This window comes from Ruegeria sp. C10 (assembly GCF_056537805.1).
Genome location: NZ_JBQFSC010000006.1, coordinates 87,773 through 112,205, shown reverse-complemented (window position 1 = coordinate 112,205; position 24,433 = coordinate 87,773). Strand labels below are relative to the sequence as shown.

The following is a 24,433-nucleotide window of genomic DNA, read 5'->3' as shown; positions in this document are numbered from 1 at the left end:
CGTGAAACATTCGAGATTTGATGTTGTAGTCATTGGCGCTGGACATGCCGGTACCGAAGCTGCCCATGCGGCAGCACGGATGGGTGCGAACACGGCGCTGGTTACTTTGTCCGAAAAGGACATTGGTGTCATGTCCTGCAATCCTGCAATCGGAGGGCTAGGGAAAGGTCATCTGGTCCGTGAAATCGATGCAATGGACGGGGTCATGGGTCGTGTGGCGGATCGTGCCGGCATTCAGTTTCGTCTATTGAACCGACGTAAAGGACCAGCTGTTCAAGGCCCAAGGGCGCAAGCGGACCGTGCGCTTTATCGGACCGCGATGAAGGAAGAAACGAAAAAACAAGACAATTTGTCGGTGATCACTGGGGAAGTGGTCGATTTCCTAATGGATGGTGACTACGTAATCGGTGTCAAACTAGCCGACGGTTCCGAGGTCCCAGCTCAGACAGTTGTTCTGACGTCGGGTACATTTCTGCGCGGTGTAATTCACATAGGAGACGTTACAAGGCCAGGTGGACGCATGGGGGATCGTCCATCGGTTAGGTTGGCTGAGCGCCTTGACGCTTTTGAATTACCGACGGCACGGCTGAAAACAGGTACGCCACCGAGGTTGGACGGACGAACCATAAATTGGGATATACTTGAACGACAGGATGGCGATGCAGAGCCAACACTGTTTTCATTCATGTCCCAAGCGGTGACGGCGCCGCAAATCGCCTGTGGAATAACTCATACCAATGCTCAGACGCACGGAATAATCGAGAAAAATCTATCGCGATCAGCAATGTATGGAGGTCATATTGATGGTGTTGGTCCCAGATATTGCCCTTCAATCGAAGACAAAATCGTCCGATTTGCGGAAAAAGAGTCACACCAGATATTTCTGGAACCAGAAGGCGTGCGGGATCATACGGTGTACCCAAACGGGATTTCAACGTCTTTGCCCGAAGATGTACAAGTCGAATATGTCCAATCCATCGTAGGATTGGAAAACGCGGTAATCCTACAACCCGGATACGCGATTGAATACGACTACGTTGACCCGCGCGTTCTATCTGCGTCTTTGTCTGTGCCCGATGTTCCTGGTCTATATCTTGCAGGACAGATCAATGGGACCACAGGATATGAGGAAGCGGCCGCGCAAGGCCTCGTTGCAGGTTTGAATGCAGCTCTGGAAACACAGGGGCGTGCGCCAATACATTTTACACGCTCAGACAGCTATATTGGCGTAATGATTGACGATTTGACAACACGAGGCGTTGCCGAGCCTTATCGGATGTTCACATCCCGTGCAGAGTTTCGCCTATCACTTCGCGCTGACAACGCAGATCAAAGACTGACCCCGATTGGTGAGCAGTTGGGCTGTGTGGGTGAACTCCGCCGCAAGGTTTTTGCTGAGAAATCAGAAAAACTTGTAAAGGCAAAGAACAAACTGACAGAGACCACATATACGCCAAAGCAAATTCGCGAAGCTGGTATCAGCATAAATCAGGACGGAAACCGGCGCGATGGAATGGCGGTTCTTGCTTTTCCAGAAGTATCGTTTGAAGACATGGTTTTACTCGAACCCGAACTACAGAATACAGACGATGAAATTCGCCGTCAGGTCGAGCGCGATGCGTTGTATGCAAACTATATTGCGCGCCAACAACGGGATGTCGAAGCAATGAAGCGCGATGAGGCGCATGAGATTCCTCGGGATTTCAATTATTTTGCGCTTGATGGTCTGTCGAATGAAATGAAGCAAAAGCTATCGCAGGCGAAGCCTGCGAATATTGCGCAGGCGAGTCGGGTAGAAGGTGTCACGCCTGCGGCTTTAACTCTCGTCCTGGCGAAGCTCAGGCGCGATGTGAAAGCCAGAAAAGCATGAGTTATCAGAACGCCGTCTCTGCGGAGGCTCTGGATGTTTCACGTGAAACATTCGAACGCCTGGTGATCTATGTATCTCTGCTTGAAAAATGGAACCCAAAAATCAATCTGGTTTCAAGAAATAGTCTTGAAGAGATTTGGATCCGCCATATCAAGGATTCCATTCAAGTTTTTCAGAACGCAGATCGCGTAGATCATTGGGTGGATTTAGGCAGCGGAGGCGGCTTTCCAGGCATGGTTTGCGCCATCATGGCAATTGAATCTGCGCCTGAAACGCGTTTCACATTGGTCGAAAGCGACCAACGTAAATCCGCATTTCTTCGAAGTGTGACCAGAGAGAGTGGCGCCAATTGTTCCGTGATCTCTCGTCGAATTGAAGCCATTGATCCCTTGCATGCGGACGTGCTTTCAGCTCGGGCTCTGGCTGATCTGACCACTCTAATGTCATTTTGTGACAGGCATTTAAGTAAAAACGGTACAGCGTTGTTGCCAAAAGGCGCAACCTGGAAAAAAGAGCTGGAAGATGCGCGCAAAGAATGGAAATTCGAGGCTGAACCCATTAAGAGTTCAACAGAACCCCAAGCCGTTATCCTGAAAATCAAAGGAGTTGCACGTGGTTGATCTGTCTCGTCCAGCTGGGCCTCGGATTATCGCGGTTGCCAATCAAAAGGGCGGGGTCGGGAAAACCACTACAGCGATCAATCTGGCAGCCGGATTGGCCGAGGCCGGATGCAAGGTTCTTGTGGTCGATCTCGATCCTCAGGGAAATGCCTCTACGGGTCTAGGGGTCGAAGATCGCGACTGGACGACATATGATCTTCTTCTCGACGATGCACCATTGGAAGCTGTGGTGCAGGAGACCGAGATCGGTAATCTTTTTGTGGTTCCAGCGACCGTAGATCTCAGCTCAGCAGATATTGAGCTGATCTCGAATGAAAAGCGCAGTTATTTGCTGCATGACGCGCTTCGACAGACTGCAATTGATGCCTTCGATCTGGACTTTGTGCTGATTGATTGTCCGCCGTCCTTGAACCTGCTCACCGTAAACGCAATGGTAGCAGCGCATTCCGTCCTTGTTCCATTGCAAAGTGAGTTCTTTGCGCTGGAAGGCCTGTCACAATTGATGTTGACCATTCGCGAGGTTCGTCAGACCGCTAATCCTGACCTCAGAATCGAAGGTGTTGTGTTAACGATGTATGACAACCGCAACAACTTGTCCCGTCAGGTCGAAAAGGATGCGCGTGACAATCTGGGTGAGATGGTATTTAAAACCAAGATACCCAGAAATGTGCGGGTCAGCGAAGCACCATCTTACGCGCTTCCTGTGCTGCAATATGATTCGGGTTCGCTCGGGGCGATGGCGTACCGGTATCTCGCCCGAGAGGTTATGCACAAGAACAACAAGGTAGCCATTTAAGTGGCCGTGAGGAGGGCAACATGAATGCCAGGAAAGGAAAACCCCGAGGACTAGGTCGCGGGCTATCTGCGTTGATGGCTGATGTCGCACCAGAAGCTGACGGTCGGATTGTATCTGAACCCCGCCGTCCGGATCTCACGGTACCGATCGAAAAACTGCAGGCGAACCCAGATCAGCCGCGCCGCCGTTTCGCGCAAGAGCAATTGGATGAGCTTGCGGCCTCGGTCAAGGAAAAGGGTATTATCCAGCCGCTGATTGTCCGCAGCATCGATGGTGGCCAATACGAAATCGTTGCGGGTGAACGGCGCTGGCGTGCTGCGCAGATGGCGCAACTGCATGATATTCCAGTTATTGTTCGCGAATTTGATGACACCGAAGTGCTTGAGGTCGCGATTATCGAGAACATTCAGCGCGCAGATCTGAACGCGGTGGAAGAGGCGGCAGGCTTTAAGCAATTGATGGATCGCTTTGGTCACACGCAAGAAAAGCTGGCCGAAGCGCTTGGTAAAAGCAGAAGCCATATCGCCAATCTGCTGCGTCTTTTGTCACTGCCATTGGACGTACAATCCCTTGTAATAGAGGGAAAATTATCCGCTGGTCATGCAAGGGCGTTAATCACGGCAGAGAACCCATCGGAGCTGGCGAAACAGGTGGTTCGTGAGGGCCTTTCGGTGCGTGCGACCGAGGCATTAGTGAAAAAGCAGCAAGGTGGGACGGATAAGCCGGCTCCGAAATCCAGAAACCTGAATGCTGGGAAGGACGCAGACACCCGAGCGCTTGAAAAGGATTTGTCTGCGATTCTGGCGATGAAGGTGACGATCAACCATAAGGCCGGATCTGAATCCGGGCAGGTTGTGTTGGCTTATGAGAACCTGGATCAGTTGGATGATCTGTGCGCAAAGCTCAGCCGTTAGGTCGGGTCCAGATAAAGAGCATCACAGCGCTGAGCACAATGGCCTGAATGATCAGGACGTGAGAAGGAACCGACAGTAGAACCGATAAACCAAATACGGCGGCAACCGAAAGGGTGGCCGCCTTTTTTGCGCCGGGTCTGATCGCGCCAGAGCTTTGCCAATCGACGATCATGGGGCCAAAGGTTCGATGGCTCAGCAACCAGTTATGTAGCCGTGACGATGAGCGGGCAAAAAAGAACGCGGCCAACAGAAGAAATGGCACCGTCGGCAGCAGCGGCAGAGCGACTCCGATCATGGCAAGCGCAACGCATAACAACCCCAATCCGGCCCAGAGAAATTGCATCTGTTACTCCAACAGCTCTCGGATTACCGCATTGAGCACGGCGCGCCCGTTTGAAGTTGCGCGCAATTGATTGCGATCAAGGGTTAGCATGCCCAGATCGATCAGTGAATCAAGTTTGTCATGCGAAAGTTCTTCACCTGCAAGCCGAGTATATCTGTCTATATTAAGGCCCTCGACCAAACGCAGACACATCATAAGGTATTCTGAGGCTTGTTCACGTTGGCTAAGCTCGAACCGATTGCTTTCGCCGTGCCCGTTGGAGGCAGCCTTCAGCCATTTGTTTGGTGAAAGGTGAGTTTCTGTTGCGAATTTTTGGCCACCCTTTGTGATCCGCCCGTGCGCGCCGGGTCCAATACCGATGTAATCACCATAGCGCCAATAGATGAGGTTATGCCGTGATTCCGCTCCGGGCCGGGCATGGTTTGAAATCTCATAGGCAGGCAGCCCATGCGCTTCGCAGATTTCCTGCGTCGCCAGATACATATCCGCAGCGTTGTCATCCTCGGGCAAACCGCGCAGTTTGCCCAGGGCATAGCGATCACCAAAGGCTGTGCCTTCCTCAATGGTCAGTTGGTATAGCGACAGGTGATCAACTGCCATCGATAGGGCTTCGGTCAGCTCAGCACGCCAGGCGTCCAGAGTTTGATGCTGGCGGGCATAGATCAGATCAAAGCTCACACGGTCAAAGCAAGAGCGCGCGATATCGAAGGCAGCGCGAGCCTCGGCAACCGTGTGAATGCGCCCCAGACGACGCAGGTCATCGTCGTTCAAGGCCTGAACACCCATCGAGATGCGGTTCACGCCCGCATCATGATAGGCCGCGAACCGCCCGGCCTCGACCGAGCCTGGATTGGCCTCAAGCGTGATTTCCATATCGTTGGCCGATCGCCAAAGGGCGCGGGCCTTGTCGATGATGGTGGCGACGGTCTCGGGGGCCATCAGTGATGGAGTTCCGCCGCCAAAGAAGATTGTGTTCAAAACCCGGTCAGGAGTTTCGATGGCCGAGCGGCTCAATTCACTGAGATAACACTCAAGCCATTGTTTTTGATTAATATTCTTGGAAACGTGGCTGTTGAAATCGCAATAGGGGCACTTGGCCTCGCAAAAGGGCCAATGCACATAAAGGCCAAAGCCCCCGTTTCGCCAATCATCCGCCAAAGCAGCCTTTCACGAACATCTCCACCGCGCGCCCGCGATGGCTGATCTTGTTCTTTTCCCAGCGATCCATTTCGGCAAAGGTAATGTCGTGCCCCTCAGGGACAAACATCGGGTCATAGCCGAACCCGTCCTTGCCACGGATCGGCCAAGTCAGGTGACCGGGCACGACGCCCTCGAACACTTCGTCATGCCCGTCGGGCCAGGCCAGAACCAGAGTGCAGCGAAACTGGGCCATACGCGGGTGGGGGGCGTTTTTCGCCTCTAGCTCATTATAGGCGCGAGTCATCGCCATCAGGAAATCGCGGCCACTGCCGGTTTCGGCCCAATCGGCGGTGTAAACACCAGGTGCGCCATCCAATGCATCGATGGTGATCCCGGAATCGTCCGACAAGGCAGGTAGGCCGGTCGCCTTTGCAGCTGCGTGGGCCTTGATCCGGGCGTTACCGACGAAAGTGTCCTCGGTCTCTTCCGGTTCTGGCAGGTTCATTTCGCCCGCGCCGACAACCGTTACGCCAAAGGGCTCAAGCAGATGCGCCATCTCCTCGAGCTTGCCTTTGTTATGGGTGGCGACCAGCAGTCGATCACCTTCGAACCTGCGAGTCATGCGGTTGCAGCTTTCTGGGCAGCAGCAAGTTCACCCACGCCTTTCTCGGCCAGATCCATCAGTTGATCCATTTGCGCGCGGCTGAAAACGGATCCTTCGGCGCTCATCTGCACTTCGATCAGCTTGCCCGAGCCAGTCATAATGAAGTTACCGTCCACGCCCGCTTCGCTGTCTTCGGGATAGTCCAGATCCAGCACGGGTTGGCCGGCATAAATTCCGCAGGAAACGGCCGCGACAGGGTCTAACAAAGGGTCGGATATCACATCGCCCGTTTTCATCAGCTTGTTTACGGCAAGGCGCAGTGCCACCCAACCGCCGGTGATTGAAGCACAGCGGGTACCGCCATCGGCTTGAATGACATCGCAGTCAACAGTGATCTGCCGTTCTCCCAAGGCAACCCGGTCTACACCGGCGCGCAAGGCGCGGCCGATAAGGCGCTGGATTTCCACGGTGCGTCCGCCTTGCTTGCCGCTGGCAGCCTCGCGCCGCATCCGCGTATTGGTCGCGCGGGGCAGCATGCCATATTCAGCGGTGACCCAGCCCAGGCCCGAGCCCTTTATAAAAGGCGGCACCCGATCCTCAATTGTGGCGGTGCACAGCACATGCGTGTCGCCCATCTTGATCAGGCAAGAGCCTTCGGCATGTTTGGTGAACCCCGTTTCAATTGAAACGGCGCGCATTTCGTTTAGATCACGTCCTGAGGGTCGCATGAGAAATCCTTTATCTGCTGGGTTGGGGATACCGTCCTGCGGCGTTACGATGCAAGCCCGATTGACCTTTCATTTGCCTGCGATTTAATGACGATCCAGCAGAGGGCCGCCGATGAGCGAAGCAAGCAAAATTCTGGACGAGATGAATGACCGGTCGCGTGAGGTGTTCCGGTTGATTGTCGAAAGCTATCTGGAAAGCGGTGAACCCGTGGGCAGCCGGACTCTGACGCGCACATTGTCCGAGAAAGTCAGTGCTGCGACCGTACGCAATGTGATGCAGGATCTTGAATTTCTGGGTTTGCTCGACAGTCCGCATGTCAGCGCTGGTCGAATTCCAACACAGCAGGGGCTGCGCATGTTCGTGGACGGATTGCTGGAAATGGGCGATCTGGGTGCGGATGATCGGCAGAAGCTGGACGAAACACTAGGCTCTAACGCGGGCGATGTAGGGGGTATGCTCGATCGCGTGGGCTCGGCTTTGTCACACGTGACACAAGGGGCTTCGCTGGTTCTGACGCCAAAGCATGAGGCCGAGATCAAGCATATCGAGTTCGTCTCGCTTGGTCATGACCGGGCCTTGGTGGTTTTAGTGTTTTCGGACGGGCAGGTGGAAAACCGGCTGTTTACACCTCCGCCTGGCCAAACACCCAGTTCGATGCGCGAGGCAGCCAATTTTCTGAATGCACTCATCGAAGGTCGAACGCTTGGCGAAGTGCGGCGGCAGATGCTGTCGCAGATCGACGCGCGGAAACAGGAAATCGATGTTCTGGCGCGTGAGATGGTCGAGAGCGGCATTGCCGCATGGGACGGGGACGGTGGCGACTCGGCCCGGCTGATCGTGCGCGGGCGTGCGAATCTGTTAAATGAGCCGGGTCAGGCAGAAGAGCTTGATCGAATCCGCACCCTGTTTGACGACCTTGAACGCAAACGCGATATCGCCGAATTCCTTGAATTGACCGAAGAAGGCGAAGGTGTGCGCATTTTTATTGGCTCTGAGAACAAACTTTTCTCACTTTCGGGTTCCTCTTTGGTGGTGTCTCCATATATGAACGCTGATCGTAAGATAATCGGTGCGGTTGGGGTCATTGGACCCACACGTCTGAATTACGGGCGAATCGTACCAATCGTGGATTATACGGCGCAACTGGTCGGCAAGCTGATTTCCGACCGGAGCTAGAGGGTAAGAGATGGCAGAGCCCAAGAACGAAGATTTTCTGGACGACATCATGTCCGCCGAGGCGGAAGAGTTTGCCGAAGATTTTGCTGAGATCAGCGATGAGGCGCTTGAGGTCGATCAACTGCGTGCTGAGCGCGATGATTACAAAGACAAGTTCATGCGTGCGCTGGCCGATGCCGAAAATGCGCGCAAGCGTGGCGACAAGGCGCGTCGGGATGCGGAACAATATGGCGGGTCAAAACTGGCCCGCGACATGCTTCCGGTTTACGACAATATGAAACGCGCGCTTGAGGCCGCGACGGATGAGCAGAAAGAGGTTGCCGCCGGCTTGCTGGAAGGTGTCGAGTTGACCATGCGCGCGCTAAAGGATGTGTTCCAGAAGCATGGGATCGAGGTGATTACGCCACAGGTCGGGGACAGGTTCGACCCGAATGTACATGAGGCGATGTTCGAGGCCCCGGTGCCCGGAACCAAAGCCGGCGACATCATTCAGGTGTCGGCAGAAGGCTTCATGCTGCACGACAGGTTGTTGCGTCCGGCGCAGGTTGGGGTGTCGTCAACGCCCGCAAGCTGAACAGTTCCTGGGTCAACCGGGTTCGAGGCGGTCAGGATCTGGCCGCCTCTTTCAGTTTGTAGATCAAGTCCAAGGCTTCGCGGGGGCTGAGTTCATCTGGAAGGATGGTTTCCAGCATATCAGCAACGGGCGAGGTTTTTGGCGCAGGGGGAGGCGGCGGCGCAGCTGAAAACAGGGGCAGATCGTCGATCAGTGCTTTCTGCTTACCGCCTTCACGTTCGGTTTTTTCTAATTGATCCAACACGATACGGGCGCGGTCCACGACCGAGGCGGGCAAGCCAGCCAATTGTGCAACCTGGACGCCGTAAGACCGATCGGCAGCGCCTTTATGTACTTCATGCAGAAAGATGACTTCACCCTCCCATTCTTTGACTGCAACGGTCGCGTTTTCTACTCCGTTCAGACTTCCAGCGAGTGCAGTTAATTCGTGGTAGTGGGTGGCGAACAATGCGCGGCATTGGTTTGCCGCGTGTAGGTGTTCCAGTGTGGCCCAGGCAATGGAAAGGCCGTCGTAGGTCGCGGTGCCTCGGCCGATCTCATCAAGGATTACGAGCGCGCGGTCGTCGGCCTGATTCAGAATAGCTGCGGTTTCGACCATTTCGACCATAAAGGTCGAGCGGCCGCGCGCCAGATCGTCTGACGCTCCGACGCGGCTGAACAATTGACTGACTAATCCGATTTGCGCCTGTTCCGCCGGAACATAGCTGCCCATCTGCGCCAGTAGGGCGATCAGCGCATTCTGGCGCAGGAAGGTTGATTTACCGGCCATGTTGGGACCGGTGAGCAACCAAATTGCAGCGCCTGCATCGGCGCTCAGATCGCAGTCGTTGGCGATGAAAGCATCGCCGCTTTGCTGCCTCAGGGCATGCTCGACCACCGGGTGACGGCCTCCTTTGATGTCGAATGCGCGTGACCCGTCGACGTTTGGACGGCACCAGCTCTCGCCGCGAGCCAGATCGGCGAGTGCAGTGGTTAAATCCAGCTCAGCCAGTCCGCGCGCGGCCTGATTTAGCCGTGCGGCAATATCCAGAATAGCCCCAGAAAGCCTTTGATAGAGCCGTTTTTCGATCTCTAACGCGAGATTTCCAGCATTCAGAATCCTTGTTTCGATCTCGGACAGCTCCACCGTGGTGAAGCGCACCTGATTGGCGGTGGTTTGGCGGTGGATATAAGTCTCGCTAAATGGCGTGTTCAACATTTTCTCGGCATGGGTTGCCGTGGTCTCGATGAAGTAGCCAAGCACATTGTTGTGTTTGATCTTCAGTGACGTGATGCCGGTATGCTCGGCGTATTTCTGTTGGAAACCTGCGATGACCGAACGGCCTTCGTCACGCAAGGTGCGCGCTTCGTCCAATTCGGTATCAAACCCGGGGGCGATAAAGCCGCCATCGCGGGCCAGCAAGGGTGGATCGGCAACCAATGCTTCGTCCAGCAAAGCCAACAGATCGTCAAATCCGACAAGGTTCTGGACGGCAGTGGCCAGCAGAACAGGCAGATCCTGTGAGGCACAGGTTTCGGCGATTGTTGCGGCTTGTTCCAATCCATTGCGGATAGCGGCCAGATCACGCGGGCCGCCCCGGTCCAGCGAAAGCCGGGACAGGGCACGATCCAGATCAGGTGTTTTGCGCAAAGCTTCGCGCAGGTCCGAGGCGATCAGGCTGTCTTCGACTGCGAAAGATACCGCGTCCAGCCTGGCGTGGATCACGTCCAGATTGCGTAATGGGCTTGATAGACGCTGTTCTAGCAGCCGCGCGCCACCTGGCGTAACGGTGCGATCGACCACCGACAGCAACGATCCGGCGCGCCCGCCCGAGAGCGACCGGGTCAGTTCCAGATTGCGCCGCGTGGCAGCATCGATCTGAACCACACGATCTTCGGATTCCTTCAGGGGTGTTTGCAACAGGGGCAGTTTGCCCTTTTGCGTGATCTCCAGATAATCGATCAGCGCGCCCATGGCCGAAACCTCGGCGCGCCCGAAGTTCCCGAATGCATCCAGTGCGCCCACGTGAAACAACCTGCAGATGCGTTTCTCGGCTGCAGCGCTGTCAAAACTGGCGCGTCCGATAGGCGTAAGCGATATGCCAAGGTCCATGACGGTTTCATGCAGCTTTTCCTCGGACCCATCGGCCACGATCAGCTCGGACGGGGCCAGCCGAGCGAGTTCAGGGCTCAACCGGATTGACGTCAGCGGCATCACGTGAAACGCACCGGTTGAGATATCGGCCCAGGCCAGTGCGGCTTCGTCCCGAACCTCGGCATAGGCAGCCAGAAAGTTGTGCCGCCGCGCCTCTAGCAGGGCATCTTCGGTCAGTGTGCCGGGCGTCACCAGACGCACAACACCGCGCTTTACCACCGATTTAGAGCCTCTTTTCTTGGCTTCCGCCGGGCTTTCCATCTGCTCGCAGACCGCGACGCGGAATCCTTTGCGGATCAAGGTCAGCAAGTAGCCCTCGGCAGAATGCACCGGCACGCCGCACATCGGGATATCGTCGCCATTGTGTTTGCCGCGCTTGGTCAGCGCGATATCCAACGCCTCAGCCGCGTTCACCGCATCCTCGAAAAACATCTCGTAGAAGTCACCCATGCGATAAAACAGCAGGGCATCTGCATGAGCCTCTTTGATCTCAAGGTACTGCGCCATCATCGGCGTGACTGTGGACAAATTCGGCCCCCTTCTGGCGTGTTCCGGGCGCGACCTTACAAATCCCGCATCTTCAGTAAAAGGTGAAAACTCATTCTCGTTGAGGCGCGGCCCCGCCTGCGTTATGAGGCAAAAGCCCCAAAGTCATGGAAACGACCTGTAAGATGCCCAAAGCGAAGATCACCAAAGAAGAGGCGCTGGCCTTTCACCTAGACCCGACCCCCGGCAAGTGGGAGGTGCAGGCCACCGTACCCATGACCACGCAGCGCGATCTTTCGCTAGCTTACAGCCCTGGCGTTGCGGTTCCCTGTGAAGCCATCGCTGAAGCACCAGAGACGGCGTATGACTATACAAACAAAGGCAATCTGGTTGCCGTGATCTCGAACGGTACCGCCGTTCTGGGCCTTGGAAATCTGGGTGCGCTGGGCTCAAAACCGGTGATGGAAGGCAAATCGGTCCTGTTCAAGCGGTTCGCTGATGTGAACTCGATCGATATCGAGCTGGATACCGAAGACCCGGACGAGTTCTGTCGCGCTGTGCGCCTGATGGGCCCGACCTTTGGCGGAATTAACCTTGAGGACATCAAAGCGCCCGAGTGTTTCATCATCGAACAACGCCTGAAGGAAGAGATGGATATCCCGGTCTTCCACGATGACCAGCATGGCACAGCAGTGATTTGTGCGGCGGGCCTGCTTAACGCATTGCACATCTCGGGCAAAAAGATCGAAGATGTAAAAATCGTCCTGAACGGGGCAGGCGCTGCAGGAATTGCCTGTATCGAGCTGCTCAAGGCCATGGGTGCACGGCATGAGAATTGCATCGTCTGCGACACCAAAGGCGTGATTTATCAGGGCCGGACCGAGGGTATGAACCAGTGGAAGTCGGCCCATGCCATCACGACTGATCTTCGCACTTTGGAAGAGGCCATGAAGGATGCGGATGTATTTCTGGGCGTGTCGGTCAAAGGGGCGGTGACACAAGACATGGTCGCCAGCATGGCTGACAATCCGGTGATTTTCGCCATGGCGAACCCTGACCCGGAAATCACCCCGGAAGAGGCGCACGAGGTGCGCGTTGATGCGATCGTCGCGACGGGCCGTAGCGATTATCCGAATCAGGTGAATAACGTTCTGGGTTTTCCTTACCTGTTCCGCGGTGCGCTGGATATTCATGCCCGTGCGATCAATGACGAGATGAAAATCGCCTGCGCTCATGCTCTGGCGCGATTGGCACGTGAAGATGTTCCGGATGAGGTTGCCATGGCCTATGGCAAGTCGCTGACTTTTGGGCGCGACTACATCATTCCAACGCCTTTTGATCCGCGCCTGATCCACCGTATCCCGCCTGCGGTTGCCAAGGCTGGTATGGATACCGGCGCGGCGCGACGTCCGATCATCGATATGGACGCTTATGAGCTGAGCCTGAAATCCCGCATGGACCCGACGGCCAGCATCCTGCGCGGCTTGAACGCGCGGGCGCGTCAGGCGCAAAGCCGGATGATCTTTGCCGAGGGTGACGATCCGCGCGTATTGCGCGCGGCCGTTATGTACCAACGCTCGGGCTTTGGTAAGGCTCTGGTTGTGGGCCGGTCAGACGACGTAAAGGAAAAGCTCGAAGCCGCTGGTCTTGGGGACGCGGTGCGTGAAATTGATGTGGTGAACGCCGCCAATACCGCGCATCTCGAGGCCTATAAGGATTTTCTGTATCAGCGCCTGCAGCGTAAGGGCTTTGATCACAAAGATATTCACCGCCTCGCTGCACGGGATCGGCATGTGTTTTCGTCTCTGATGCTGGCGCATGGTCATGCGGATGGTCTGGTGACCGGGGCCACACGCAAGTCGGCGCACGTGCTGGACCGTATCAACCATGTGTTTGACGCCGATGCCGCCCATGGCGCGGCTGGGGTTACCGCGTTGCTGCACAAAGGACGGATTGTCTTGATTGGTGATACGCTGGTGCATGAATGGCCGGACGAGAACGATCTGGCCAATATCGCTGAACGCGCCGCAGCCGTGGCGCGCCACATGGGGCTAGAGCCCCGGGCGGCCTTTGTCAGTTTCTCGACCTTCGGTTACCCGGTGTCTGAACGTGCTGAGAAGATGCACCGTGCCCCGGCAGTGCTGGACGAGCGCGGCGTCGATTTCGAGTACGAGGGCGAGATGACGGTTGATGTCGCCCTGAATGTTGATCAGCAGGAAGCCTATCCGTTCCAACGACTGACCGGACCAGCCAATATCCTGATTGTTCCTGCACGACACTCGGCCTCGATTTCGACCAAACTGATGCAGGAAATGGGCGGCGCCACCGTGATCGGCCCGATCCTGTCCGGCGTCGACAAGCCAATCCAGATCTGTTCGACGGTCTCGACCGCAAATGACATTCTGAACATGGCCATCCTGGCCTCCTGCGATATCGGGTAAATCATGACAATCTGGAACCTTGGCTCAATCAACGCGGATATGGTCTATGCCCTGCCGCATTTGCCCGAAGCGGGTGAGACACTGGCGGCCAGCGGGCTACAGAGGTTTCTGGGTGGCAAGGGCGCCAACATGTCTGTGGCGTCTGCACGAGCCGGATCGCGGGTATCCCATATCGGCGCGGTGGGCTCGGATGGCCTTTGGGCACGGGACCGGCTGACCGAATATGGCGTGGACACGCGGCATATTGCCGAGGTGGATGTGCCGACCGGTCACGCCATCATCGCAGTAGATGCGCAGGGTGAAAACCTGATCGTTCTGTATCAAGGCGCCAACCATGCCATCTCGAACGACCAACTTGGGCAGGCGTTGTCCTCGGCTGTTTCAGGTGATCTGCTGGTGATGCAGAACGAAACCAATGCGCAGATTGAGGCCGCTAAACTAGGTTGTGAAATGGGGCTGACCGTCTGTTACGCCGCCGCCCCATTTCAGGCAGACGCAGTTCAAGCGGTTCTACCGTATTTGGATTTTCTGATCCTCAACGAAGTCGAGGCCGAGCAATTGCAGGATGCAACGGGTCTCGCCCCTTCAGACCTGCCGGTCGAACATGTGATCGTCACCTTTGGCTCAAAAGGTGCGCGCTATTATCAGCAAGATCATCAACCCCAAGCGTTTCAGGCCCATAAGGTCAACGCTGTGGATACCACCGGGGCAGGTGACACATTCACCGGCTATGTGTTGGCTGGAATGGACCGGGGTATGCCGATGGCGCAGGCGATTGCCCAAGCAAACCGCGCCGCGGCCCTGATGGTCACGCGGCACGGCACTGCAGATGTCATTCCTGATCTGAAAGAGGTGCGCGAAGCGCAGTTTGACTAGGACCCTGCAAAGGGCGCTTCGTTGCCCCACAATTGTTTGACCCGCGCATCGCGACCGCAGGCTTCGCGGTAGGCCTTATAGGCGTTCTTTTGGCGCTTGGGGCCAAAGCGGGTCAGTACCAGCTTGCTACCCTTGTAATAATCCTGGTGATACGCCTCGGCTGGATAAAACGTTCCGGCTTGCAGGATCGGCGTGACCACAGTCTGCCCCAGCGCGTTTTGTGCGCTGGTCTTGGCTTGCTGTGCCTGCGCCTTTTCCCCTTTGTTAGAGACGAAAATTGCTGTGCGATAGCTGTCGCCGCGATCGCAGAACTGGCCACCCGCATCCGTGGGATCGACTGAGCGGAAGAACATGTTCAGCAAGGTTGCGCGGGAAACGCGGGCGGGATCGAAGGTGATCTGGACCGCCTCGTAATGCCCTGTTCCGCCTTTCGAGACCTGATCATAGGTGGGACTATCCGTCTTGCCACCGGTATAGCCCGAGACCGCGCCGATCACGCCGGGCACGGACTCGAAATCGGATTCCACGCACCAGAAACAGCCACCGGCGACTGTTAGCGTTTCAGTGCCAGCGGCCGGAGCAGGTAAGGCGCGCAGCATTGCTGCCAACAAGATCAGCACGAACAGAAGTGAAGGTTTCAGGCAATCAAGGTAAGTGATCCGGGTCATGGCAGGTCTCCTTCCGAAACCAAGCTGCCCGCAGATTTTTGTGCTTGCAATGCGCTGACATGATTTGTCACGCGCTGGTGAGACGAGTTTATCAGCCCAGCAGCTGCCCCAGCTTCATCGCAACACCCATGTTGCCCGAGATTTTCAGCTTGCCCAGCGCAACCCCGGTCATTGGGTTCAGCTTACCGGTCAGCAACTTAGAGAGGTTCTCGCGCGAGATGCGGATGGTGCACTCTGTGTCCCGATCCTGGGTTGAGGCAGTATTCTCCGCCAGAACGATCACGCCCTCGTCGCCACAATCGAACTTAAGCGATCCGTCAAAGTTTTTGCCGTTCAAACCCTTTTGAATTCCGTCGGCGATGTCTTGCAGCATTATTCGTCCTTCCCTGATTGACGTATGCGTAAAGACAATCGCCTGATCCGGGCAAGCCCGACCCGACGGAAACCCGGCAAAGAAAAACCCCGGTGCCTGATCAGACACCGGGGCCAGATCTAAAATTCTGAACGCTTACTTGCTCAGCCGTTTGTCACGCGCGGCCAGAAGCTTCAGGCGCAGTGCGTTCAACTGGATGAAGCCTGCCGCATCTTTCTGGTCATATGCACCAGCGTCTTCCTCAAAGGTCACGTGCGCCTCGGAGTACAGCGAATGATCCGACCAGCGGCCCACGGTTGAGGCAAGACCTTTGTACAGTTTCACGCGAACGGTGCCGGTGACATGCTCTTGCGATTTGTCGATGGCCGCCTGCAGCATCTCACGCTCGGGGCTGTACCAGAAGCCGTTATAGATCAGCTCGGCATATTGCGGCATCAATTGGTCTTTCAGGTGCATCGCGCCCCGGTCCATGGTGATGGATTCGATGCCACGATGTGCTTCCAGCAGGATGGTGCCGCCGGGAGTTTCGTAGATGCCGCGCGATTTCATGCCCACGAACCGGCCTTCAACCAGGTCCAAACGACCGATGCCGTGCTTGCCGCCATATTCGTTCAGCTTGGTCAGGATGGTCGCGGGGCTCATCGCCTCGCCATTGATGCTGACCGCGTCGCCTTTTTCAAAACCGATCTCGATAAACTCCGGCTCGTTCGGCGCCTCCTCGGGGTGGACGGTGCGCTGATAGACATAGTCGGGTGCCATATCGGCGGGGTCTTCCAGAACCTTACCCTCGGACGAGGTGTGCAGCAGGTTGGCATCGACCGAGAACGGGGCCTCACCACGCTTGTCCTTGGCGATCGGGATCTGGTTGGCCTCGGCAAATTCCAACAGCTTGGTACGGCTGGTCAGGTCCCACTCACGCCACGGCGCGATCACCTTGATTTCGGGATTCAGTGCGTAAGCGGCCAGTTCGAACCGCACCTGATCGTTGCCCTTGCCTGTTGCGCCATGGGCGACAGCGTCAGCACCGGTCGCTTCGGCGATCTCGACCAGACGTTTCGAGATCAGAGGCCGTGCGATCGAGGTGCCCAGCAGGTACAGCCCTTCGTACTGTGCATTGGCGCGGAACATCGGGAAGACAAAGTCGCGGACGAATTCCTCGCGGATATCTTCGATATAGATGTTCTCGGGTTTGATCCCCAGCAGCTCGGCTTTCTTGCGGGCGGGTTCCAGCTCCTCGCCCTGACCCAGATCGGCGGTGAAGGTCACGACCTCACAGCCATACTCGGTCTGCAGCCATTTCAGAATGATCGAGGTATCAAGGCCACCGGAATAGGCCAGAACAACTTTCTTGGGCGCGGACATCTGATTTCCCTTTGTACGTAGAACGACTGGCCCCTAGCGGGTTTTGGACGTGGGGGCAAGCGGCGTGCATTGACGCAGGGCGGGAATTGCGGTGAAACGGGCGGATAGAGAACAAGGATTGGTTGAGAGGGCGGTTTCATGCTGGGGCTGGAGATTTTCGTACATTCGGTGAAGATGGTTTTGAGGAACCTGACGCAGGCGCTACAGATTTCAGTCGTACCGGCGCTCATTGGCGGCTTTTTAGCCATCGGCCTGTTCTTCCTGTTTGGCATCCCTTTCGAAGAATTCAACAGTGAAACCAATGGCTTCCCTGAAGGCGTAACGGCCGCGTCCTTCACCGGATTTCTGCTCTGCCTTATGGCCGTTGTCTTTGGGGTCATGCTGTGGATTGTCGTGTCGTGGCACCGTTTCGTTCTACTTGAGGAATATCCAAGCGGCTTGGTTCCGCCTTTCAGGTTCGACCGTGTGCTCGCCTATTTCGGACGCCTTCTGATGCTCGGCCTAATCGCTCTTATCATCATGATACCGGGAGCGCTGATCATGGGCATGATGGCGCAATCCTCTGTGGCGCTGGGAGTTCTGGTTTGGCTGGGTTTGATCATCTTTCTCACGATCGGATTCTATCGGGCCTCCCCGATTTTACCCGGCGCAGCGATCGGAAAACCAATAAGGCTGTCTGAAGCGTGGCAAGCAACCTCGGGCGCAAGCGGAGCCATCGCACTTCTGGTTGTCTTGTCCATTCTCTTCCAAATATTGCTTCAGCTACTGGCGTCTTTGCTGCTTTTCGTCCCGATCATAGGTGTCTTGATTGTCTTGTTTGCGAGCATGCTGATCGTCCCCTTGATCAATGTCAGTATCCTGACGACGATCTATGGTGTGTTCATCGAAAAGCGCGAGCTGGCCTAAGCCCGTACACATATGTATTCCTTGCCCTTTCGACGATGATGGGGCAGGGAATCCAACATGACTGATTTCACGACCCGCGCCCGCGCTGCCGAAAAGGCAATGCGCTCAGTGTTTCCGGCAACTCCGTTGCAGCGGAACGCCCATCTGTCCGACCGTTACGGCGCGGATATCTGGCTCAAGCGCGAAGACCTCAGCCCGGTGCGGTCGTATAAAATCCGCGGTGCGTTCAATGCGATGCGCAAGCAGCAGGGGCAGGACCTATTCGTTTGCGCCAGCGCTGGCAACCATGCGCAGGGCGTGGCCTATATGTGTAAGCATCTGGGTGTGCGGGGTGTGATCTTCATGCCGGTGACCACGCCGCAGCAGAAGATCCAGAAGACGCGCATTTTCGGCGGCGACAATATCGAGGTTCACCTGATCGGTGACTATTTCGATGACACGCTGGCTGCGGCGCAAAGCTGGTGCGCAGAACAGGGCGGATATTTCCTGTCTCCGTTCGATGATGCGGATGTGATCGAGGGGCAGGCCTCATTGGCGGTTGAGATCGAAGAGCAATTGGGCCGAGTGCCCGATCATGTAATTCTGCCGGTTGGCGGCGGCGGTATGTCTTCGGGGGTGGCGACCTGGTTCGGGGACCGGGCGCATTGCCTGTTCGTGGAACCGGCCGGCGGGGCGTGTTTGCGCGCGGCGCTGGCAGCGGGGCACCCGGTGGCGCTGGATCATGTGGATACATTTGTCGATGGCGCAGCAGTAGGCCGGATTGGTGAGAAACCGTTTGAATTGCTGAAATCGCGGCATCTGTCGGATGTGCTGACTTTGTCCGAAGACCGCATCTGTACCACCATGATCGAGATGCTGAATGTCGAGGGCATCGTTCTGGAACCTGCCGGTGCATTGGCGGTTGAGGCCGTGGGTGACGTGCAAAGCTTTGTGCGTGGCAAGACGGTGGTCTGTGTCACCTCGGGCGGGAACTTCGATTTCGAGCGTTTACCAGAGGTCAAAGAACGTGCGCAGCGTTATTCCGGGGTCAAGAAATACTTCATCCTACGCCTGCCGCAGCGTCCTGGCGCTTTGAAAGAATTTCTGGGTATTCTGGGGCCCGAAGACGATATCGCACGGTTCGAATACATGAAGAAATCGGCGCGCAACTTTGGCTCGGTCCTGATCGGAATCGAAACCCGCAAGCCCGAGAATTTCATGCGCCTGTTTGCGCATTTGGATGAAGCCGGGTTCACTTATACGGATATCACCGAAGACGAGACGCTGGCACAGTTTGTGATCTAGCGCAGGTTTTCGGCCAGACCGGCCTGAAACAGTTTTTTCGACTTGTCGTAGGCCGCGATAATCGCCAGCAAATCAACGGCGGCGCTTTCACCTGCGGCTGCGCGTCGCTCACCGTCCTGGCACAGTTTCGAGAAACTATCAAAGCCAAGACTCAGCGCGCTGCCCTTCAGGAAATGCAGGTTCTGTTCGATCTCGGAGCGGGCAGTGTCATCGCGTAGCTTAGTGATAACTTCCTGAACCTCGTCCAAAAAGATTTCGACAACCTCGGTGAACTCGTCTGCGCCGACTTCATCACGTAATTGTCTGACTCTGGACCACTGAATCATGCCATCCTCTTGCGGTTGCATATTGTTAGACCGTCACGGGTAAAGATGGGGTTAAATCGCGGCCATTTGGTTTTTCATCGGATGTTAAGCTGAGAGGCATAGCGTTGCGACAACTGGAGAGTTGAGCAAGTACAGGGACTTCATGGTGCCGGATGCCAGTCAAGTAGAGGCCCGGGTCGAGCTGGATTTTGGCGCGATCCGCAAGGTTCTTGTTGTGGACGACAGCCGTCTGCAGCGGCGCATTCTGGTGGCCTCGCTAAAAAAGTGGGGATTCGAGGTTCTTGAAGCCGACAGTGGTGAAGCCGCGATAGAGCTTTGCACCTCGGACCCACCTGATCTTGTTCTAAGCGACTGGGTCATGCCAGGTATGGGCGGGCTTGAGTTCTGTCGGGCCTTCCGAGAGCTGGACAGTGAGCAATATAGCTATTTCATTCTTCTGACCTCAAAAAGCGAAAAGCAGGAGGTTGCGCGCGGTCTGGATGCTGGGGCAGACGATTTTCTGATCAAGCCGCTTGAGGCTGATGAGCTGCGTGCTCGCATATCGGCCGGGGCGCGTATTCTTGACATGCAACGCGAATTGTCCCGAAAAAACCAGTTGATCGAAACAGCGCTGAACGAACTGAAGCTTGCCCATGATGCGATCGATAAAGATCTGATGCAGGCCCGAAAGATTCAGGACTCGCTGGTGCCCGAATTGAAGGGAACCTTTGGCAACTCACAGGTCAGCCTGCTTCTGAAACCTTGCGGTCATATCGGCGGTGATCTGGTGGGGATGTTCTCGCCCGGTGTCAATCGGCTGGGGTTCTACAGCATCGATGTCTCCGGCCACGGGATCACCTCTGCGATGATGACGGCACGGCTGGGCGGGTATCTGTCCAGCACGCATTTCGATCAGAACATTGCGATGGAGCGTCGTTTCAATAAATTCTACGCCCTTCTGCCACCCGAAGAGGTCGCGTCGTTGCTCAACTCGCGTCTGATCGCCGATGCCGGGATCGAAGAATATTTCACCATGGTCTATGCCATCATCGATCTGCGCAACGGACATCTGAAAATGGTGCAGGCCGGACACCCGCATCCGCTGTTGCTGCGCCGTGATGGTAATACCGAATTTCTGGGCGAAGGCGGGTTGCCCATTGGTCTGCTGCCCGAGGCGCAGTTTCAGCAGACGGAAACCTATATGCAACCGGGCGACAAGCTGCTCTTGCATTCGGACGGGTTCACCGAATGCCAGCTCGCCGACGGCAGTCTGCTGGATGATGACGGGTTGAAGGCGATGGCTGTTGAATGCGCCGCTGATCACGGTGGACCGGAATTCCTGGATGACATGTTCTGGCGTCTTACACAGGTGATGTCACCGGACAGCGGAATTGCGGATGATGTCTCTGCAGTGTTTTTTGAATATAACGGACCTTAAAGCCCATGCAGGTGGCGCTGGGCGAAATGGGCGTCGCCCTCGTTGCCCAACAGATGAACGGCATCTGCGGTCTCCATCCAAATGGCCTCGTGAAGGTCTTCGGTCGGAGGGCCTAGGCGTCTGACCGGGTGGGCGCGGTAAATCAGGCAGACCTTCTCGGCCCACAGATCGTATTCCGGCATGTAGGTATATCGACGAAACGCACCCACTCTCCGGGGCGCGGCGATCAGCCAGCCGGTTTCTTCGTAAACCTCACGGTGAAGCGCTGTAATGGGTGATTCCCCCGGATCGATGCCGCCGCCCGGCAGCTGCAGATCGGGTCCGGGTTCCAGCTGACAGGTCAGCAGCAATCGGTTGCCTTGTGGCAATAGGGCATAAACGCCGACCCGCCGGTTGTATTTTCGCTCTGCCTCGGGGCTTTCACCGAACCGTCTGATCATGTAAGGCCCCTTTCAACCCAAACTGTTCAACCTATATGGTGGCGGTATGCCAACCTGTGGCGCTTAAGGAAACCCCATGTCTATTGGAACCAAAATCGCGTGGGACGATACCGTCCTGCCCTTTCAACTCGATATACCCGACATGCGAGGCCGCGTGGCCCGGCTGGACGGCGTGTTGGGCGGCATCTTGAAACAGCACGACTACCCGGAGGTGGTCGAGGCGCTGGTGGCCGAGATGGCCCTGCTGACTGCATTGATAGGGCAAACGGTATCGCTGCGCTGGAAGCTGTCTCTGCAGGTGCAATCCAAGGGCGCGGTGCGGATGATCGCAACCGATTATTATGCGCCACAGGTCGAGGGTGAACCCGCGCAGATCCGCGCATATGCGAGCTTTGACCGCGACCGGCTGACCGATGCAGCCCCTTTCGATCAGGTGGGTGACGGGTACTTCGCCATCATGATCGACCAAGGTGAAGGTACACAGCCTTATCAGGGCATCACTCCACTGGCGGGGGGATCACTGAGCGCGTGTGCGGAAGCCTATTTCGCGCAGTCCGAACAGCTGCCGACCCGATTTTCGTTGAGCTTCGGCAAATCGACCGAACCCGGTGTCGGTGAACACTGGCGCGCTGGCGGGATCATGCTGCAGCACATGCCCAAAGCCTCGCCCTTTGCCGCTTCCGGGGAGGGCAGCGGAGAGATCCTGTCTGCCTCGGATTTGGTGGATGGTGAAGAGGGCGAGAACTGGGATCGCGTCAACATCCTGCTCGACACCGTGGATGATCTGGAGATGATCGGGCCATCCGTTGCGCCAACCGACCTTCTGGTGCGTCTGTTTCACGAGGAACAGCCTCGCGTCTATGATGCACAGCAGGTAAAATTCGGTTGCACTTGTTCCGAAGATCGCGTGCGCCAAAGCCTGTCGATCTATTCGGCGCAGGATATTGCGACAATGACCACGGACGAAGGCACCGTCACAGCAGACTGCCAATTCTGCGGTGCGCACTATGTGCTGGACCCTGCGACCGTCGGGTTCGAGGCCGAAGGCCCGGATGGCGCGTGATCTGATCACAGACCTGACCGAGGCGCTGAGCCGTGACGGGTCCGGGTCCAGTGACTTTGATCTGAACCCGGAAACGGTGCTGCCGGCGGGGCGCAAACTGCGCCCTGCAGGCGTGTTAGTGCCTGTTTCCGTAACGGGAGACGCACCCAGATTGATCCTGACCAAACGCTCTTCGGCGTTGAAACACCATCCGGGCCAGATCGCCTTTCCGGGTGGAAAACAGGATGAGGGCGACATCGACGTTACTGCGACAGCTTTGCGCGAAGCACAGGAAGAAATTGGTCTTCCGCCAGAACTACCCAGTATTCTGGGTCATCTGCCGACTCATGAAACCGTGACGTCCTTTTCGGTCACGCCGGTTGTTGCGATCCTTGAAGCCAGTTTTGAACCAGTCGCCGAACCGGGCGAGGTGGATGAGATCTTCTTCGTTCCGCTTGCGCATGTCCTGAACCCAGAGAATTATGTCGTCGAGTCGCGCCGTTGGCGTGGCCAAAGACGGTATTACTATGCTGTGCCCTATGGCCCCTATTATATCTGGGGTGCGACGGCACGGATGCTGCGGGGATTGGCAGCGCGGATGAGTGAATGAAGCGGATCACAGAAGATTGGTTAACCGACCAAGCCACGCAGGATGTATGCACCGCCCTGACCAACGGCGGGGCGCAGGCGCTATTCGTCGGTGGCTGTGTGCGCAATGCTCTGCTTAAGGCGCCGGTTTCTGACATTGATATCGCCACAGACGCCAGGCCTGAACACGTCGTGGAGCTGGCGCAGAAAGCTGGGCTGAAGCCGATACCAACAGGGATAGACCATGGCACCGTGACGATTGTCAGCAAAGGTATCCCGCACGAGGTCACGACGTTTCGCCGTGACGTCGAAACGGATGGTCGGCGTGCTGTCGTCGCTTTTTCCGACAAGGTCGAAGAAGACGCCGCGCGTCGTGATTTCACCATGAACGCGCTTTATGCCAGACCTGACGGCACAATCCTTGACCCGCTGAACGGTCTGCCGGATCTACAGGCGCGTCGCGTACGGTTCATCGGGGAGGCCAGTGATCGCATCCAAGAAGACTACCTAAGGTCGCTCAGATATTTCAGGTTTCATGCTTGGTACGGGGATGTGGATGGTGGCTTTGACCCCGCTGCACTGGATGCAATAGCTGCAAATTTGGACGGGTTAGAGACACTTTCGCGCGAACGGGTCGGGGCAGAGATGCTTAAACTGCTCGCTGCGCCTGACCCCGCGCCGTCGGTTGCCGCCATGCGCGTCACTGGCGTTTTGGCGCAGCTCTTACCCGGGGCTGATGACCGGGCACTGCCGATCCTGATTCAGCTGGAACAAGACGCTCTTGCAGCGCCCGAAGCGATTCGTCGTTTGGCCGCGATTGCGTCGCCCGAAGTGGTCAAAACCCTGCGTCTTAGCCGCGCGCAACTGCAGCGTCTGGCTCGGATGCGCGACGAAGCGATGGCGACGACCAGTGTCGCAGAATTGGGTTATCGCTATGGGTCGGAAGGCGGAATGCACGAGACACTTTTGCGTCATGCATTTCTTGAACAGCCTTGGTCCGAAGACCTGAACCGAGCTTTGCAAAAAGGGTCCACGGCCAGTTTCCCGATCAAGGCGGCGGATTTGATCCCCGCCTTCTCGGGCCCCGCGCTGGGCGCAAAACTGGCCGAGCTTGAGGCGCGTTGGATCGCGTCGGATTTCGCGCTTAGCCGCGAAGAATTGCTTGCCGACTGATTTGAAGTCTCAAAAAGGGATGACAAACCCGATTTGATTTGGCAGGGTGCGCCTGACTCATATGGAGGGAGGAATGCGAATGTATTACGGGATCTGGTTCGGCTAAAGCCCGGAACACTTTGACCCGTAGGGGTGGTGTTCTGGCGCCATC

Annotated in this window: 24 protein-coding genes; 14 read left to right on the top strand and 10 right to left on the bottom strand. The window is 56.5% G+C overall.

Annotated features, from left to right (window positions below; translation table 11 throughout):
- Position 1: 1 nt before the first annotated feature.
- Genes mnmG through ACR0DE_RS20015 form a run of 4 tightly spaced genes read left to right on the top strand, consistent with a single transcriptional unit; the run spans position 2 to position 4,200 of the window.
- Positions 2 to 1,870 (top strand): tRNA uridine-5-carboxymethylaminomethyl(34) synthesis enzyme MnmG, encoded by a 1,869-nt coding sequence (gene mnmG, locus ACR0DE_RS20030; RefSeq protein ID WP_480754984.1) that lies wholly within the window; start codon positions 2 to 4, stop codon positions 1,868 to 1,870.
- Entirely contained in the window at positions 1,867 to 2,490 is a 624-nt protein-coding gene (rsmG, locus tag ACR0DE_RS20025; protein WP_170408802.1) for a 16S rRNA (guanine(527)-N(7))-methyltransferase RsmG, read from the top strand. The genes mnmG and rsmG overlap by 4 nt, the downstream gene beginning before the upstream one ends.
- Positions 2,483 to 3,286 (top strand): AAA family ATPase, encoded by an 804-nt coding sequence (locus ACR0DE_RS20020; RefSeq protein ID WP_170408801.1) that lies wholly within the window; start codon positions 2,483 to 2,485, stop codon positions 3,284 to 3,286. Before rsmG ends, ACR0DE_RS20020 begins: the two co-directional genes overlap by 8 nt.
- Positions 3,287 to 3,306: 20 nt before the next feature.
- Positions 3,307 to 4,200 carry a ParB/RepB/Spo0J family partition protein gene (locus tag ACR0DE_RS20015; protein ID WP_170399423.1) on the top strand — a complete coding sequence of 298 codons (894 nt, stop codon included), beginning with the start codon at positions 3,307 to 3,309 and terminating at the stop codon, positions 4,198 to 4,200.
- On the opposite strand, the gene ACR0DE_RS20010 is transcribed toward ACR0DE_RS20015, so the two are convergent.
- From ACR0DE_RS20010 to rph, 4 genes are read right to left on the bottom strand one after another with little or no spacing between them, the layout of a single operon-like run.
- Complete coding sequence (locus ACR0DE_RS20010; protein WP_170408799.1) at positions 4,190 to 4,543, bottom strand: YbaN family protein; 354 nt, start codon at positions 4,541 to 4,543, stop codon at positions 4,190 to 4,192. The two genes, ACR0DE_RS20015 and ACR0DE_RS20010, sit on opposite strands and share 11 nt — an antisense overlap.
- Before the next feature lie 3 nt (positions 4,544 to 4,546).
- Entirely contained in the window at positions 4,547 to 5,701 is a 1,155-nt protein-coding gene (hemW, locus tag ACR0DE_RS20005) for a radical SAM family heme chaperone HemW (RefSeq protein WP_480592856.1), read from the bottom strand.
- The gene (gene rdgB / locus ACR0DE_RS20000) at positions 5,691 to 6,305 is read right to left on the bottom strand and encodes an RdgB/HAM1 family non-canonical purine NTP pyrophosphatase (protein WP_480754980.1); all 615 of its coding nucleotides are present in this window, start codon (positions 6,303 to 6,305) and stop codon (positions 5,691 to 5,693) included. Before rdgB ends, hemW begins: the two co-directional genes overlap by 11 nt.
- A complete protein-coding gene (gene rph / locus ACR0DE_RS19995) occupies positions 6,302 to 7,015 on the bottom strand; it encodes a ribonuclease PH (protein WP_170399411.1) in 714 nt (237 codons plus the stop codon). Before rph ends, rdgB begins: the two co-directional genes overlap by 4 nt.
- A gap of 112 nt (positions 7,016 to 7,127) precedes the next feature.
- Between rph and hrcA the strand changes: the two genes are divergently transcribed.
- Positions 7,128 to 8,192 carry a heat-inducible transcriptional repressor HrcA gene (hrcA, locus tag ACR0DE_RS19990; RefSeq protein ID WP_170515497.1) on the top strand — a complete coding sequence of 355 codons (1,065 nt, stop codon included), beginning with the start codon at positions 7,128 to 7,130 and terminating at the stop codon, positions 8,190 to 8,192.
- A gap of 10 nt (positions 8,193 to 8,202) precedes the next feature.
- Positions 8,203 to 8,766 carry a nucleotide exchange factor GrpE gene (locus ACR0DE_RS19985; RefSeq protein ID WP_170399405.1) on the top strand — a complete coding sequence of 188 codons (564 nt, stop codon included), beginning with the start codon at positions 8,203 to 8,205 and terminating at the stop codon, positions 8,764 to 8,766.
- A 31-nt stretch (positions 8,767 to 8,797) separates the two neighbouring features.
- Here ACR0DE_RS19985 and mutS read toward each other — a convergent pair whose 3' ends face one another.
- Complete coding sequence (gene mutS, locus ACR0DE_RS19980; protein ID WP_480755016.1) at positions 8,798 to 11,410, bottom strand: DNA mismatch repair protein MutS; 2,613 nt, start codon at positions 11,408 to 11,410, stop codon at positions 8,798 to 8,800.
- Between the two features lie 161 nt (positions 11,411 to 11,571).
- Between mutS and ACR0DE_RS19975 the strand changes: the two genes are divergently transcribed.
- Positions 11,572 to 13,827: an NADP-dependent malic enzyme gene (locus ACR0DE_RS19975; protein ID WP_480437672.1), complete on the top strand. Its 2,256-nt coding sequence runs from the start codon at positions 11,572 to 11,574 to the stop codon at positions 13,825 to 13,827.
- Between the two features lie 3 nt (positions 13,828 to 13,830).
- A complete protein-coding gene (locus ACR0DE_RS19970) occupies positions 13,831 to 14,703 on the top strand; it encodes a ribokinase (RefSeq protein ID WP_170598499.1) in 873 nt (290 codons plus the stop codon).
- Here ACR0DE_RS19970 and msrA read toward each other — a convergent pair.
- The 3 genes from msrA to ACR0DE_RS19955 all read right to left on the bottom strand — a co-directional run bounded on the left by msrA (position 14,700) and on the right by ACR0DE_RS19955 (position 17,106).
- Positions 14,700 to 15,371, bottom strand: coding sequence for a peptide-methionine (S)-S-oxide reductase MsrA (gene msrA, locus ACR0DE_RS19965; protein ID WP_170399396.1), 672 nt, complete (start codon positions 15,369 to 15,371; stop codon positions 14,700 to 14,702). The genes ACR0DE_RS19970 and msrA overlap by 4 nt on opposite strands.
- 91 nt (positions 15,372 to 15,462) lie before the next feature.
- Positions 15,463 to 15,744: an SCP2 sterol-binding domain-containing protein gene (locus tag ACR0DE_RS19960; protein ID WP_480737772.1), complete on the bottom strand. Its 282-nt coding sequence runs from the start codon at positions 15,742 to 15,744 to the stop codon at positions 15,463 to 15,465.
- A 135-nt stretch (positions 15,745 to 15,879) separates the two neighbouring features.
- Positions 15,880 to 17,106 carry an argininosuccinate synthase gene (locus tag ACR0DE_RS19955; RefSeq protein ID WP_170802774.1) on the bottom strand — a complete coding sequence of 409 codons (1,227 nt, stop codon included), beginning with the start codon at positions 17,104 to 17,106 and terminating at the stop codon, positions 15,880 to 15,882.
- A gap of 138 nt (positions 17,107 to 17,244) precedes the next feature.
- On the opposite strand from ACR0DE_RS19955, the gene ACR0DE_RS19950 reads away from it, so the two are divergent.
- Positions 17,245 to 18,012 (top strand): hypothetical protein, encoded by a 768-nt coding sequence (locus tag ACR0DE_RS19950; protein ID WP_480754976.1) that lies wholly within the window; start codon positions 17,245 to 17,247, stop codon positions 18,010 to 18,012.
- Between the two features lie 57 nt (positions 18,013 to 18,069).
- Complete coding sequence (gene ilvA / locus ACR0DE_RS19945) at positions 18,070 to 19,296, top strand: threonine ammonia-lyase IlvA (protein WP_170399362.1); 1,227 nt, start codon at positions 18,070 to 18,072, stop codon at positions 19,294 to 19,296.
- Here the strand turns inward: ilvA and ACR0DE_RS19940 are convergent.
- Positions 19,293 to 19,622: an Hpt domain-containing protein gene (locus ACR0DE_RS19940; protein ID WP_480754974.1), complete on the bottom strand. Its 330-nt coding sequence runs from the start codon at positions 19,620 to 19,622 to the stop codon at positions 19,293 to 19,295. The genes ilvA and ACR0DE_RS19940 overlap by 4 nt on opposite strands.
- Positions 19,623 to 19,764: 142 nt before the next feature.
- Here ACR0DE_RS19940 and ACR0DE_RS19935 point away from each other — a divergent pair, with 142 nt between their 5' ends.
- Positions 19,765 to 21,039, top strand: a complete 1,275-nt coding sequence (locus ACR0DE_RS19935) for a SpoIIE family protein phosphatase (RefSeq protein ID WP_170466766.1) — start codon at positions 19,765 to 19,767, stop codon at positions 21,037 to 21,039.
- On the opposite strand, the gene ACR0DE_RS19930 is transcribed toward ACR0DE_RS19935, so the two are convergent.
- A complete protein-coding gene (locus ACR0DE_RS19930; protein WP_480754972.1) occupies positions 21,036 to 21,479 on the bottom strand; it encodes an NUDIX hydrolase in 444 nt (147 codons plus the stop codon). The genes ACR0DE_RS19935 and ACR0DE_RS19930 overlap by 4 nt on opposite strands.
- 76 nt (positions 21,480 to 21,555) lie before the next feature.
- Between ACR0DE_RS19930 and hslO the strand changes: the two genes are divergently transcribed.
- From hslO to ACR0DE_RS19915, 3 genes are read left to right on the top strand one after another with little or no spacing between them, the layout of a single operon-like run.
- Positions 21,556 to 22,542 carry an Hsp33 family molecular chaperone HslO gene (gene hslO / locus ACR0DE_RS19925; RefSeq protein WP_170399357.1) on the top strand — a complete coding sequence of 329 codons (987 nt, stop codon included), beginning with the start codon at positions 21,556 to 21,558 and terminating at the stop codon, positions 22,540 to 22,542.
- On the top strand, positions 22,532 to 23,131 hold the full coding sequence (locus ACR0DE_RS19920; RefSeq protein WP_170399354.1) for a CoA pyrophosphatase: 600 nt from the start codon (positions 22,532 to 22,534) through the stop codon (positions 23,129 to 23,131). Before hslO ends, ACR0DE_RS19920 begins: the two co-directional genes overlap by 11 nt.
- A complete protein-coding gene (locus ACR0DE_RS19915; RefSeq protein ID WP_480754969.1) occupies positions 23,128 to 24,282 on the top strand; it encodes a CCA tRNA nucleotidyltransferase in 1,155 nt (384 codons plus the stop codon). The genes ACR0DE_RS19920 and ACR0DE_RS19915 overlap by 4 nt, the downstream gene beginning before the upstream one ends.
- Positions 24,283 to 24,433 lie beyond the last annotated feature (151 nt).

What these genes read in the sequence shown, in the direction of transcription:
- hrcA (WP_170515497.1), top strand. Translation starts at nt 7,128, where the DNA reads ATGAGCGAAGCAAGCAAAATTCTGGACGAGATGAATGACCGGTCGCGT.
- ilvA (WP_170399362.1), top strand. Translation starts at nt 18,070, where the DNA reads ATGACTGATTTCACGACCCGCGCCCGCGCTGCCGAAAAGGCAATGCGC.
- ACR0DE_RS19920 (WP_170399354.1), top strand. Translation starts at nt 22,532, where the DNA reads ATGGCGCGTGATCTGATCACAGACCTGACCGAGGCGCTGAGCCGTGAC.
- ACR0DE_RS19955 (WP_170802774.1), bottom strand. Translation starts at nt 17,106, where the DNA reads ATGTCCGCGCCCAAGAAAGTTGTTCTGGCCTATTCCGGTGGCCTTGAT.
- rsmG (WP_170408802.1), top strand. Translation starts at nt 1,867, where the DNA reads ATGAGTTATCAGAACGCCGTCTCTGCGGAGGCTCTGGATGTTTCACGT.
- ACR0DE_RS19935 (WP_170466766.1), top strand. Translation starts at nt 19,765, where the DNA reads ATGGTGCCGGATGCCAGTCAAGTAGAGGCCCGGGTCGAGCTGGATTTT.
- hslO (WP_170399357.1), top strand. Translation starts at nt 21,556, where the DNA reads ATGTCTATTGGAACCAAAATCGCGTGGGACGATACCGTCCTGCCCTTT.
- ACR0DE_RS19975 (WP_480437672.1), top strand. Translation starts at nt 11,572, where the DNA reads ATGCCCAAAGCGAAGATCACCAAAGAAGAGGCGCTGGCCTTTCACCTA.
- ACR0DE_RS20015 (WP_170399423.1), top strand. Translation starts at nt 3,307, where the DNA reads ATGAATGCCAGGAAAGGAAAACCCCGAGGACTAGGTCGCGGGCTATCT.
- ACR0DE_RS19960 (WP_480737772.1), bottom strand. Translation starts at nt 15,744, where the DNA reads ATGCTGCAAGACATCGCCGACGGAATTCAAAAGGGTTTGAACGGCAAA.
- ACR0DE_RS19985 (WP_170399405.1), top strand. Translation starts at nt 8,203, where the DNA reads ATGGCAGAGCCCAAGAACGAAGATTTTCTGGACGACATCATGTCCGCC.
- ACR0DE_RS19915 (WP_480754969.1), top strand. Translation starts at nt 23,128, where the DNA reads ATGAAGCGGATCACAGAAGATTGGTTAACCGACCAAGCCACGCAGGAT.
- msrA (WP_170399396.1), bottom strand. Translation starts at nt 15,371, where the DNA reads ATGACCCGGATCACTTACCTTGATTGCCTGAAACCTTCACTTCTGTTC.
- rdgB (WP_480754980.1), bottom strand. Translation starts at nt 6,305, where the DNA reads ATGACTCGCAGGTTCGAAGGTGATCGACTGCTGGTCGCCACCCATAAC.
- ACR0DE_RS20010 (WP_170408799.1), bottom strand. Translation starts at nt 4,543, where the DNA reads ATGCAATTTCTCTGGGCCGGATTGGGGTTGTTATGCGTTGCGCTTGCC.
- mutS (WP_480755016.1), bottom strand. Translation starts at nt 11,410, where the DNA reads ATGATGGCGCAGTACCTTGAGATCAAAGAGGCTCATGCAGATGCCCTG.
- rph (WP_170399411.1), bottom strand. Translation starts at nt 7,015, where the DNA reads ATGCGACCCTCAGGACGTGATCTAAACGAAATGCGCGCCGTTTCAATT.
- ACR0DE_RS19950 (WP_480754976.1), top strand. Translation starts at nt 17,245, where the DNA reads ATGCTGGGGCTGGAGATTTTCGTACATTCGGTGAAGATGGTTTTGAGG.
- ACR0DE_RS19930 (WP_480754972.1), bottom strand. Translation starts at nt 21,479, where the DNA reads ATGATCAGACGGTTCGGTGAAAGCCCCGAGGCAGAGCGAAAATACAAC.
- ACR0DE_RS19970 (WP_170598499.1), top strand. Translation starts at nt 13,831, where the DNA reads ATGACAATCTGGAACCTTGGCTCAATCAACGCGGATATGGTCTATGCC.
- ACR0DE_RS19940 (WP_480754974.1), bottom strand. Translation starts at nt 19,622, where the DNA reads ATGATTCAGTGGTCCAGAGTCAGACAATTACGTGATGAAGTCGGCGCA.